This window comes from Spirillospora sp. NPDC046719, from assembly GCF_040645715.1.
In the GTDB taxonomy this organism is placed as follows: domain Bacteria; phylum Actinomycetota; class Actinomycetes; order Streptosporangiales; family Streptosporangiaceae; genus Spirillospora.
This window is the reverse complement of the sequence record NZ_JBEYYT010000349.1, coordinates 1-10,372: the sequence shown is the minus strand read 5'-3', so window position 1 is coordinate 10,372 and position 10,372 is coordinate 1. Positions and strand designations below refer to the sequence as shown.

At 72.9% G+C, this 10,372-nt stretch carries 13 protein-coding genes; 8 read left to right on the top strand and 5 right to left on the bottom strand.

All coding sequences use genetic code 11. The annotated features are described in order from the left end of the window. Together ABZ914_RS38410 and ABZ914_RS38405 are read right to left on the bottom strand one after the other, a co-directional pair. On the bottom strand, positions 1 to 339 hold a 339-nt coding region (locus ABZ914_RS38410), incomplete at its 3' end, for an alcohol dehydrogenase catalytic domain-containing protein (protein WP_500199368.1). Continuing rightward, positions 336 to 1,205, bottom strand: coding sequence for an aldo/keto reductase (locus ABZ914_RS38405; RefSeq protein ID WP_500199367.1), 870 nt, complete (start codon positions 1,203 to 1,205; stop codon positions 336 to 338). The genes ABZ914_RS38410 and ABZ914_RS38405, both read right to left, overlap by 4 nt. A 239-nt stretch (positions 1,206 to 1,444) precedes the next feature. On the opposite strand from ABZ914_RS38405, the gene ABZ914_RS38400 reads away from it, so the two are divergent. After that, complete coding sequence (locus ABZ914_RS38400) at positions 1,445 to 2,032, top strand: TetR/AcrR family transcriptional regulator (RefSeq protein WP_500199366.1); 588 nt, start codon at positions 1,445 to 1,447, stop codon at positions 2,030 to 2,032. 63 nt (positions 2,033 to 2,095) lie between these two features. On the opposite strand, the gene ABZ914_RS38395 is transcribed toward ABZ914_RS38400, so the two are convergent. From ABZ914_RS38395 to ABZ914_RS38385, 3 genes are all read right to left on the bottom strand, one after another. Then, entirely contained in the window at positions 2,096 to 2,611 is a 516-nt protein-coding gene (locus ABZ914_RS38395; protein WP_500199365.1) for a flavin reductase family protein, read from the bottom strand. Positions 2,612 to 2,712: 101 nt separating this feature from the next. Next, complete coding sequence (locus ABZ914_RS38390; RefSeq protein WP_500199364.1) at positions 2,713 to 3,357, bottom strand: TetR/AcrR family transcriptional regulator; 645 nt, start codon at positions 3,355 to 3,357, stop codon at positions 2,713 to 2,715. Beyond that, positions 3,354 to 3,989, bottom strand: a complete 636-nt coding sequence (locus ABZ914_RS38385; protein ID WP_500199362.1) for a TetR/AcrR family transcriptional regulator — start codon at positions 3,987 to 3,989, stop codon at positions 3,354 to 3,356. Before ABZ914_RS38385 ends, ABZ914_RS38390 begins: the two co-directional genes overlap by 4 nt. A gap of 196 nt (positions 3,990 to 4,185) precedes the next feature. Here ABZ914_RS38385 and ABZ914_RS38380 point away from each other — a divergent pair, with 196 nt between their 5' ends. The 7 genes from ABZ914_RS38380 to ABZ914_RS38350 all read left to right on the top strand — a co-directional run. Further along, positions 4,186 to 5,505 carry an ABC transporter substrate-binding protein gene (locus ABZ914_RS38380; RefSeq protein ID WP_500199360.1) on the top strand — a complete coding sequence of 440 codons (1,320 nt, stop codon included), beginning with the start codon at positions 4,186 to 4,188 and terminating at the stop codon, positions 5,503 to 5,505. 67 nt (positions 5,506 to 5,572) lie between these two features. After that, the gene (locus tag ABZ914_RS38375) at positions 5,573 to 6,496 is read left to right on the top strand and encodes a branched-chain amino acid ABC transporter permease (protein WP_500199359.1); all 924 of its coding nucleotides are present in this window, start codon (positions 5,573 to 5,575) and stop codon (positions 6,494 to 6,496) included. A 4-nt stretch (positions 6,497 to 6,500) separates the two neighbouring features. Beyond that, positions 6,501 to 8,228 carry a branched-chain amino acid ABC transporter ATP-binding protein/permease gene (locus ABZ914_RS38370; RefSeq protein WP_500199357.1) on the top strand — a complete coding sequence of 576 codons (1,728 nt, stop codon included), beginning with the start codon at positions 6,501 to 6,503 and terminating at the stop codon, positions 8,226 to 8,228. 13 nt (positions 8,229 to 8,241) lie between these two features. Continuing rightward, positions 8,242 to 8,961 carry an ABC transporter ATP-binding protein gene (locus ABZ914_RS38365; RefSeq protein WP_500199355.1) on the top strand — a complete coding sequence of 240 codons (720 nt, stop codon included), beginning with the start codon at positions 8,242 to 8,244 and terminating at the stop codon, positions 8,959 to 8,961. A 150-nt stretch (positions 8,962 to 9,111) separates the two neighbouring features. After that, positions 9,112 to 9,792: a hypothetical protein gene (locus ABZ914_RS38360; protein WP_500199354.1), complete on the top strand. Its 681-nt coding sequence runs from the start codon at positions 9,112 to 9,114 to the stop codon at positions 9,790 to 9,792. Between the two features lie 25 nt (positions 9,793 to 9,817). Continuing rightward, entirely contained in the window at positions 9,818 to 10,264 is a 447-nt protein-coding gene (locus ABZ914_RS38355) for a MerR family transcriptional regulator (protein WP_500199352.1), read from the top strand. Next, positions 10,261 to 10,372 (top strand): NmrA family NAD(P)-binding protein (locus tag ABZ914_RS38350; protein WP_500199369.1); only part of this gene is annotated, 112 nt, incomplete at its 3' end. The genes ABZ914_RS38355 and ABZ914_RS38350, both read left to right, overlap by 4 nt.

Genomic DNA, 10,372 nt, shown 5'->3' with positions numbered 1-10,372 from the left:
GTCGGGCAGCGGCACGGCCTGCTCGGCGGGCACGACGGTGAACTCGGCGGCGGTGCCGGTGGGGCGCCCGGCGGCGGCCAGGAACAGCCAGACCCGCTGCCCGGCCCGGTCCGGATCGACGCCGTCGCCGACCGCGTCGATCACGCCGGCGCCGTCCAGGTGCGGAGTGACCTCGGGGAACCCGAGGGGGCCGCCGGAGCGGGCCTGCAGGTCGGCCGGGTTGACGCCGGAGACGGCGATCCGGACGCGGACCTCGCCGGGGCCGGGTGCGGGCAGGTCGCGGTCGACGAGCCGGAGGACGTCGGGGCCGCCGTTGTCGCGGTGGACGATCGCCCTCATGCCCGCTCCCGGCCGATCGGGACGTCGTTGGAGCGGGACTCGACGGCGTCGAGGGCGGCGCGGGCGTCGTCGTCGAACGCGATCCCGCCGACCGCCATGTTGGCCTCCAGATGGGCGGCGTCGGCGGTGCCGGGGATGAGCAGGATGTTCGGGGCGTGGTGCAGCAGCCAGGCGAGGCCGACCTGGGAGGGCGTGACGCCGAGCGACTCGGCCACGGCGCGGACCGCCGGCTCCTCGGTGACCTTCGGCAGGCCGGGGAAGGCCCCGCCGAGCGGGAAGAACGGCACCCAGGCGATGCCCTCCGCGGCGCACAGCCGCAGCATGTCCTCGTCATCGCGGGAGACGAGGCTGTAGGCGTTCTGCACGCAGGCGATCCCGGCGGGCAGGGCGCGGCGCAGGCCGTCGAGCGTGACGCTGCTCAGCCCGATCGCTCCGATCTTGCCTTCGTCGCGCAGGGCGGTCATCACCGCGAGCTGGTCGTCGAGGTCGACCACCTGGTCGCCTTCCGGGCGCAGGCCGGGGCCGGCGTCGAGGCGGCGGAGGTTGACGACGGGCAGCCGGTCGAGGCCGAGGCTCCGCAGGTTGTCCTCGACGCTGGCCCGCAGCTGCTCCGGCCGCTGCGCGATCCGCAGCGGCAGCCGCCCGCCGGGGTCCGGATCGGCGCCGACCTTGGTGACGACGAGGACGTCGTCGCCGGGGCGCAGGGCTTCGCGGATCACCGCGTTGGCGAAGCCGAAGCCGTAGAACGTGGCGGTGTCCACGTGGTCCACGCCCAGCTCGATCGCGCGGCGCAGGAGCGCGGCGGCCTCGCGGGGGCGGTCGTGCAGGCGGTCGAGCTGGGCCGCGCCGTACCCGATCCGGGACACGGTGCGGCCGGCGAACGCGGCGGTGAGGGCGCTGATGGGAGGTCTCCTCAGTCGGTGATCGCGTCGGTGGTCGCGCACACCACGCCCGGCAGGACCGGCGGAGCCGCCCTGGACGGCCGCGGTGGCGCGCTGGCGGCTCCACGGTACAAGTGATGAATGACAGATTTCAATATTTGTCAGCCAGATGCCGGCGGGCGTCCGGCATGGTTTGATTGCCGTCGGTGCGAAGAGGAGGACGGGTGCGCGGAGAGCCGCTCGACGCGGAGGCGATCGTGTCCGCCACCGAAGAGGTGCTGCGCCGCCACGGTCCGGAGAAGACCACGGTGCTCGACGTCGCGCGGCTGCTGGGAGTGAGCCACGGGAGCGTCTACCGGCATTTCCCGTCCAAGGCGGCCCTGCGCGAGGCCGTGATCCGGCGCTGGCTCGACCGGGTGCGCGCGGACTTCGCCGCCGCGGCCCGGACTCCCGGGTCGTCCCCGCCCGACCGGCTGCGCGGCCTGCTCACCGCGATGTTCGCCGCGAAGTGGGCCAAGGCGAAGGAGGACCCGGAGCTGTTCGCCACCTTCCGGGTGCTGGCGGCGGAGCACAGCAGTGTGTCGTCCGGCCATGTCGCGTTCCTGATCGACCAGATCCGCGCCATCGTCGTCGACGGCATCGCCAGTGGCGACTTCGCGGACGGCGAGCCGGAGGTGGTCGCGCGGGCCGTCCTCAACGCGACCAGCCGCTTCCACGATCCGCTGCACGCCGCGGAGTGGTCCTCCCCGGAGGCCGAGGCGGAGGCCGAGGCGGTCGTCTCGCTCGTTCTCGACGGCATCCGGGCGCGGTGAGAACGTCCCGCCTGGTGTCGTCGTAGCGGCGGCCGGCGTCTCGCCGGCCGCTGGGGCCAGGGGCTAGTGCGGGGAGAACGTGCCGTAGGCGCCCTGGTGGAACAGCAGCGGCGTCTCGCCGTCGCCCTCCTGCAGGTGCAGGACGCGGCCGACGACGATGTGGTGGTCGCCGGCGTCGTGGAGCTGCTCGGTGACGCAGTCGATCCAGGCGACGGCGCCGTTGATGATCGGGTTGCCGGCGGGGGACGGCCGCCACGCGATGTCGTGGAACTTGTCCGTCTTGCGCATGGCGACGGCGCGGCAGACGTCCTCCTGGTCGGCGGACAGCACGTTCACGCAGAACCGCTCGCCCGACTCCCGCAGCGCGCGCCACGAGCCGGAGTTCTTGTCCGGCAGGAAGGCCACCAGCGGAGGGTCGAGCGAGACGGACGTGAACGAGCCGACCGTCATGCCGATGGCGGCACCGGACCGGTCGAGGGCCGTCACCACGACGACGCCGGTGGGGTAGTGGCCGAGCACGTCGCGGAAGCGGGCGGGGTCGATGACCGGAGCGCCGGTCCCGTGGGCGGTGAGGGGCATGGCGGGAACTCCTCCCTGTAGCGATCGCTACAGAGATTGCCATGCCGGACCCCGGCGTGACAACCGTGCGTCGCCGTCCGGTCGTCCCGCCGGGGCCGCGCTCAGGCCCGTCCGGCGTCCGCGACGGCCTGCTCGACGACGGCCACGATGATCGTGATGAAGTCGTCCGCGTCCGCGGACTCGTCGATCTGGTGGGCCAGGAAGAGCCCGTCGGTCGAGGCCATCACGACGCGGGCCAGGTCCATCGCGAGCTCGGGCCGGCGGGCCCGCAGCTCGGTGCTGAAATACGAGGTGAACCAGGCCGCGATGCTGCTGGCCACCGCGTCCCGGGCGGCCAGGAAGTACTGGCGCGCCTCCGCCTCGACCTCGCGGGACTCCAGCAGCAGCATGTGCCCGATGCGCAGGAAGTCCGGCGCGCCGGGCAGGCCGCGCGTCGAGCGGGACAGGATGTCGCGCAGCCCCTCCGCCAGCGTCCGCTCGTCGCGCGGGTCGCGCTCCCAGCGCGGCTCGGCGGCGATCCACTGCTCGAAGCTGTGCCGGACGACCTCGGCGAGCAGGTGGTCCTTGTCCCGGAAGAACCAGTAGACGGAGCTGGCCGGCAGGCCGGACCGCTTGGTGACCTTCGAGATCGTGGTGCCCTCGTAGCCGTTCTCGGCGGCGATCTCGGCGGCCGCCGTCAGGATGCGGACGCGGGACATCTCCCGGTCGTCGCCGGGCCGGGGGGAGGGGGACGGCGCGGTGCTCACGCCGCCTCGCCGAGCCAGGCGCCGGCCTGGGCGTAGACGCCGTCGGCGATCAGGTCGACCAGGCGTTCCAGGTCCCAGCCCCGGTCGGAGCGGACGCCGAGGTACAGCCCGTCCATGACGGCGAGGTGGAAGCGGGCCATCCGGTCGGCGACCTCCCGCCGGCGCTCCGGGTCGCCGGCGGCGAGCACCTGCTCCCACCAGGTCCGGATGGCGGCGCGGGTCTCGGTCCGGACCTCGATGTAGCGGCGCCGCGCGGCCGGCTCCTTCGGCCGGTTCGCCAGCCCGAGCATGAGGCCCAGCCGCCAGAACTCGGGCCGGTCGACGATGGCGCGCGAGGCGCGCTGCAGCCGGTCGCGGACCTCCTCGGCGGGGTCGCCGATCTTGACCCGCTCCTGCCAGGTCGGCGCGGTCTCCCGCCAGCGCCGGTAGCTGAACTCCAGGGTCTCGGCGAGCAGCTGGTCCTTGTTGCGGAAATGCCAGTAGACGGAGCTCGGCGGCAGCCCGGTGGCCTCCGTCACCAAGGCGATCGAGGTGCCGTCGTAGCCGCGCTCGGCGGCGATGGCGAGGGTCGCCTCGAGGATCCGCAGCCTCGACTCCTCGCCTTGCTGATGGCGCCGTGCCGTCTTCCGCATCTGCACTCTGCTCCTCTGGACCTCGGAGAACTCCGCCCCGGCGGGGGGTTGTGTCGACCATCACATCATGGGTACGGTCACACCGCGTCCCTGTAGTGATCGCTCCAGTCCGTGTAGCGGTCAATACGGATCCATTGTGGCGCGTATGGCTGCCTGGCGACGCCACCGGCGTTGGCCGGCGAAACGGAGAACACCCATGCCCACCCTTCGCAGCGATCGCCGCCGCCGGCGGCTGATCGCCCCCCTCATGGCGACGCTGGCGGCGGCCGCGAGCCTGACCGCCTGCGGCTCCGGCGACACCGGCGTCAGCGCCGCGGACGCCAAGACCCAGGCCGCCGACCTCGTCAAGGTCCTGAAGCTCCAGGACGGCGCCGCGCTCGGCGGCGACGTCACCTTCAAGCTCGGCGCCGCCCTCACGCTCTCCGGCCCGTCCGCCGGCAACGGCCAGTCGATGCGCAACGCCATCGAGCTGGCGGTGAAGCAGATCAAGGCGGCCGGCGGGCCCGCGATCGACCCGAGCGTCAAGGACATCAAGGGCCCCGACCCCGTCGCCGCCAAGCAGGCCGCGTCCGAACTCGCCGCCGAGGGCGTCCCCGCCAAGATCACCTCGATGGGCGACGGGCTCGGCGCGATGCTCGCCGACACCGACAAGAACAAGATCCTCAGCCTCGACGGCGTCGGCGGCGCGCAGGTCTTCACCCGGGGCACGAAGTACTTCTACGGCACCCGCGAGGTCGCGCCGTCCGACGCCGTCCCCGGCGCGCTGGAGTGGTTCAAGCGCACCCACCCGCAGGGCCGGACGGTCGGCCTCGCCGGCGTGGACCTCGGCGCCGCGAACGCCGCCATCAAGGCCGACATGACCGGGAAGTTCGCCGCCGCGGGCCTGGCCTTCAACGGCCTGTGGGAGACCGCCGCGCCGAGCTCCCAGGACTTCGCGAGCATGATCGCCAAGATCAAGAAGAACCCGCCGGACCTGCTCTGGGTCGCCTTCAGCGGCGCCTCGCCCGGCGCGTTCGCCGCCCAGGCCAAGGCCGCCGGCATCAAGAGCGAACTCCTCGGCATCGAGTTCACGCAGGAGGCCGTCAAGGCGTCCAAGGGTGTCCTCGACTCCGACGGCCTCAAGTTCGCGATGGACTACTTCGACCCGTCCGCCCCGACGAACCCGCTGGCCAGGCTCTTCGCCGACGCCTACAAGAAGGCGTACGGGCAGCCGGCCGACTTCTACGCCGCCAACGCCTACGAGGAGACCCTGATGGTCTGGGACCTCATCCGCCGCGTCAAGGCGGCCGGCGGCGACCCCGGCGACAGCGCCCAGCTGAAGGCCGCGCTGGAGAAGGACCCGCAGTTCGCCTCGGTCTACGGCGGCGACGCCGCCACCGTCGGCACGTTGAAGATCGACCTGAAGACGCACGGCGTCGCGAGCCGCCCCATGGGCGTCTTCGAGTACAAGGACGGCAAGGTCAAGGCGCTCGCCACCTACGACGTCGACGGCCGGGGCTTCCGGCTCGCGGGCTGACCCGCTTCGCCTCCCGGGGGACGGCCCGCAGCGGCCGTCCCCCGGGTCCCTCGATCCGGGAGGATCCATGCACGACCTGCTGGACGGCGAACTCTGGCAGCTGACCGTCAACGGCCTCGTGCGGGGCGCCCTCTACGCCGCGCTCGGCGCCGGGCTGGCGCTCGTCATCGGGGTCACCAACCGCTTCCACTTCGCCTACGCGCTCACCTACACCGTCGCCCCCTACGCCGCCTACTGGGTGATGGACGGTCTCGGCGCGCCGTTCTGGCCGTCGGCGCTCGCCGGACTCGCCGTCGCGGTCGCCGTCAGCATGCTGCTGGAACTCGGCGTCTACGAGCCCGTCGCCCGCCGCGCCGCCGACCGCGCCATGCTCGCCGTGCTGGTGACCTCGATCGGCGTCAGCACCGCGGGCATCGCCCTGCTCCAGCTCAAGTTCGGCACCAGCAGCCTGCCGTTCTACGGACCGGACCAGGTGCAGCACCACCTCGGCTCGGCGCGGATCTCCAACTTCGACGTCGACCAGGTCGCCACCTGCCTCGTCCTCGTCCTCGCCCTCACCGCGTTCCTGGCGTGCACGCCGATCGGCCGCTCGATCAAGGCCGTCCGAAGCAACCCGGGCCTCGCCGCCGTGCTGGGGATCGGGGTCCGCCGCGTCAACCTCGTCTGCTTCGCCGTCGCCGGTCTCATCTCCGGCGCCTGCGCGCTCTGGTACGGCCTGCTCTACACGGTCCAGCCGACCATGGGCGACTCGACGGTCATCTACGGGTTCGTGGTGGCCTTCCTCGCGGGCACCCGCTCGTCGCCACTGCGCGCGCTGCCCGTCGGGATCGGGCTCGGCCTGCTGGAGCAGTGGGCGTCGAACTGGCTGCCGCTGCAGTGGACGCAGACCGCCGTCTTCATCGTCCTCACCGCCTACCTCGCGTTCCTGGCGGTGAAGGACCGCCTGCCCCGCCCGCGCCCCGCCCGTCCCGTGCCGCTGGAGAAGGTCTGACGCCATGTGGATCAACTATCTGGACCAGGCGCTGCTGCTCGCGGCCCTCGCCGTCAGCGTCAACCTCCTCGTCGGCTACGCCGGTCAGGTCTCCGTCGCGCACGCCGCCTTCGCGGGCGTCGGCGGCTACGCCGTCTGCTTCCTCGCCGGCCTGCACGGCTGGCCCTACCTCGCCTCCCTCGCCGTCGCCGTGCTGGTCACCACCGTCCTCGGGGTGTTGATCGGGCTGATCGCGCTCGGGCTCGCCGAGGAGTTCCTCATCCTGATGACGCTGGCGTTCTCGCTCGGGATCATCGGCGTCCTCGCCACCTTCGACGCGCTCGGCGGCGTCACGGGCATCACCGGCGTCGACGGCCTGCGGCTGTTCGGGATGGAGCTGGACACCCCGGCCGACTGGCTGGTCCCGTCGGCGGTGGTGCTCGCCCTCGTCTTCGCCGTCTGCCGCCGCCTCGGCGAGTCGCCCTACGGCCAGGTGCTCAAGGGCATCCGCGAGGACGCCGTGGCGACCCGCGCGCTCGGCAAGAACACCTTCGGCTACAAGATCGGCATCTTCGCGATCACCAGCGGGCTGACCGGGCTGGTCGGCGGCCTCTACTCCGGCTGGCTCGGCCAGGCGACCCCGTCGGCGTACGGGTTCCCGCTCGCCATGGCGGTGTTCGCGATGGTCATCGTCGGCGGCAACGCCAACCTCGCCGGCTCGATCGCGGCCGGCGTCGCCCTCACAATGATCGAGCCGGTGCTCCGCCAGGTCCTCGCCGTGCAGAGCACCCAGGCCGCGCTCGTGCAGGTGGTGCTGTACGGCGCCCTGCTGCTGCTCGTCATGCTCGTCCGGCCGCAGGGCCTGTTCCGCGAGCGCCCCCGGAAGATCGCGATACCTGACGCGCCCGCCGCGCCCGCCGCGCCCGATTTCGAGCCGCGGGCGCGGACCTCGCCGCGTCCAGCGCCCGCCGACCGCACGCCCTACGCCGAGGCCGACGTCGTGCTCCGCGCCGAGGGGCTGTCCAAGCGCTTCGGCGGCATCACCGCCGCCAAGAACATCGACCTCGAACTGCGGCGCGGCACCGTCACGGCGCTCGTCGGCCCGAACGGCGCCGGCAAGACCACCGCGTTCAACCTGCTCACCGGCACCGTCGTCCCCGACACCGGTTCGGTGACGCTGAACGGCGCCGAGCTCGTCGGGATGCGCCCGGACCTGATCGTCCGCGCCGGGCTGGCGCGCACCTTCCAGGACGTCCGGCTACTCAACCGGCTGACGTGCCTGGAGAACGTCATGCTCGCCGTTCCCGGCCAGCCGGGGGAGCGGCTCGGCCGGCTGTTCGCGCCCGGCCGGGCCGTCTCCCGCGCGGACCGGGAGGCCGCCGCGGAGGCGATGCGGTGGCTGGAGTTCGTCGGCATGGCGGACCAGGCCGCGGCACCGGCCGACGCGCTGTCCTACGGCCAGTCAAAGCTGGTCTCGCTGGCGCGGGCGCTGGCGACCCGGGCCGAGGTGCTGCTGCTCGACGAACCGGCCTCCGGCGTCGACGCCGCCTGGGTGGAGACCATGCTCGCCATGGTCGCGGCGGTCCGGGACGAGGGCCGCACCGTCTGCCTGGTCGAGCACAACCTCGACGTCGTCCGCCGGCTCGCCGACCACACCTGCTTCATGGAACTCGGCGAGATCACCGCGTCCGGCACGCTCGACGAGCTGACCGGTTCCGCCCGCCTCGCCGAGGCGTACTTCGGCGCCCAGTGACGAGGAGGACCCGATGTCCCAGAACAGCGCGCCGCTGCTCGACGTGAGCGGCCTGGTCGCCGGCTACGGCCGCAAGGAGGTGCTCCACGGCGTCGGCCTCCGCGTCGAGGCGGGCGAGATCGTGACCCTGATGGGCCACAACGGCGCGGGCAAGACGACCACGATCCGGGCGGTGCTCGGGGCCGTCCGCCCGCGCGCCGGGACCGTCCGGATCGCCGGGCGCGACACCACCCGCCGGCCCGTCCGCAAGGCCGTCGCGGCGGGCGTCGCCATGATCCCGTCCGAGCGGTTCGTGTTCCCCGACCTGTCGGTGCACGACAACCTCCTGCTGGGCGCCGCCAACGCGCCGTCCGGCTCCAGCACCGCGCAGCGCCTCGCGACGGTGAAGGAGCTCTTCCCGATCCTCGACGAGCGCTGGAGGCAACCGGCCGGCTCGATGTCGGGCGGGCAGCAGCGGATGGTCAGCCTGGGCATGGCGCTGATGGCCCGGCCCCGCCTGCTGCTGCTGGACGAACCGTCCCTCGGCCTCGCGCCCTCGGTCGTCGAGACCATCTTCGGCCGCCTGCGCACCCTCGCCGACGACGAGGGGATCGGCGTCCTGCTCCTCGAACAGAACGTCAAGCAGGCCCTGAAGATCGCCGACCGCGCCTACGCGATGCGCTCCGGCAGCGTGATCCTCGAAGAGACCGCGGACGAGCTGCGCGGCCGCACCGACTTCTGGGACCTCTTCTGACCGCCCCGATCCTGACCGCCCCGAGCGGGTGCCGGAAAGGTTCCCTCCCCGGTGACCGGTTCCTGTCATCCCGCCCCGCTTGTTGGGTCGCGCACGGTGCGTGGATGATGATCGGAAGCATCTCGGAGCCGCTGGTCATCGGAGGTAGGAATGCTCGCCAGGCGGTTCGGCTACGCGGTCTCTCCCGAGCCGGCGGCGACCGCCACCCCGTCCGTCCTCGGCCAGCTCGACAAGGCCGCACGCCTGGACCGAGTGCTCTTCGTCATCTTCTCGGTGTGCGGCGCGGCGATGGCCGTGGGCATGATCATCGCGCTCGGGGACGAACTGTCCTTCGCCGGCCTCGTGGGCGGGGTGCTCGCCGGGGAGGCGGCCTTGCTGGTCGTATGGCTGGCGGCGAGGAGCCAGGAGCGGGTGCGCGGCCCGGGCGGCGAGGGGCTGACGGGACCGGAGGCGCACCGCCTCAGAAGGGTTCTGGCCGAGCAGCCGTGGCAGGTCTGGCCATGCCGCGTGGAACTCATCCGCGACCATGTGAACCCCTCGACGCTCGTCCATGTGTTCCTTCTGGACCCGGACCAGAACGTGGCGGGGGTGATGAAGACCCGGCTCCAGCGCGCCACCTGGCATGCCATGACCGACGGCTACGGCGTGCTGTGGTTCGCCGGAGATCTGAGGTTCGGCGGCGCGCTCGCTCACCCGGCCGACCCCGCCGACCCGACGGTGTCGTACGCGAGCGCCGTCCCGCAGCAGCCCGCCACCGCGTCGTCCGGCAACTCCGTCGTCATGGAGGAGCTCCAGCGGCAGGCGATCGGCTGGACCTTCGGCCAGCTTTGACCTCAAGCGCTTGAGGTGTGTTGTCATGCTGGACATGGGCACCTTCACCATCCAGGACGTCTCCCGGCGCACGGGGCTCAGCGAGCCGACGCTGCGCTATTACGAGGACGTCGGGCTCGTCGGGCCGATCCGGCGGGACGAGAGCAGCGGGCACCGCCGCTACGGCGTCGAGGACCTCGACGTGCTGGAGGCGCTGGCCTGCCTCCGCGCCGCCGGTGTGGGGATCGGCGACATGCGCGCCTACCAGGCCAACCGGGCTCGCGGCCGGGCCGCGGCGGGGGAGCAGCGCGACCTGCTGCTGCGGCACGCCGAGCGCGTCGAGGCGGAGATCGCCGCCCGGCGGGCGCGGCTCGGCTACCTGCGCGACAAGGCGGCGCTGTGGGACGCCCGCGACCGCGGTGACGCCGCCGGAGAGGCCGAGGTGACGCGGCGCCTCGTGGAGTCGGTCGACCGCCTGGAGCTCCTGCGATGAGCCGGGTCCTGGTCACCGGCGGGTCGGGCTACCTCGGCACGCACCTGGTCGCCGCGCTGCTGCGGGACGGCAGGGAGGTGCGCGCCACGGTGCGCTCGACGGCCCGCG

What these genes read in the sequence shown, in the direction of transcription:
- ABZ914_RS38395 (WP_500199365.1), bottom strand. Translation starts at nt 2,611, where the DNA reads ATGCCCCTCACCGCCCACGGGACCGGCGCTCCGGTCATCGACCCCGCC.
- ABZ914_RS38385 (WP_500199362.1), bottom strand. Translation starts at nt 3,989, where the DNA reads ATGCGGAAGACGGCACGGCGCCATCAGCAAGGCGAGGAGTCGAGGCTG.
- ABZ914_RS38380 (WP_500199360.1), top strand. Translation starts at nt 4,186, where the DNA reads ATGCCCACCCTTCGCAGCGATCGCCGCCGCCGGCGGCTGATCGCCCCC.
- ABZ914_RS38375 (WP_500199359.1), top strand. Translation starts at nt 5,573, where the DNA reads ATGCACGACCTGCTGGACGGCGAACTCTGGCAGCTGACCGTCAACGGC.
- ABZ914_RS38370 (WP_500199357.1), top strand. Translation starts at nt 6,501, where the DNA reads ATGTGGATCAACTATCTGGACCAGGCGCTGCTGCTCGCGGCCCTCGCC.
- ABZ914_RS38365 (WP_500199355.1), top strand. Translation starts at nt 8,242, where the DNA reads ATGTCCCAGAACAGCGCGCCGCTGCTCGACGTGAGCGGCCTGGTCGCC.
- ABZ914_RS38360 (WP_500199354.1), top strand. Translation starts at nt 9,112, where the DNA reads ATGCTCGCCAGGCGGTTCGGCTACGCGGTCTCTCCCGAGCCGGCGGCG.
- ABZ914_RS38355 (WP_500199352.1), top strand. Translation starts at nt 9,818, where the DNA reads ATGCTGGACATGGGCACCTTCACCATCCAGGACGTCTCCCGGCGCACG.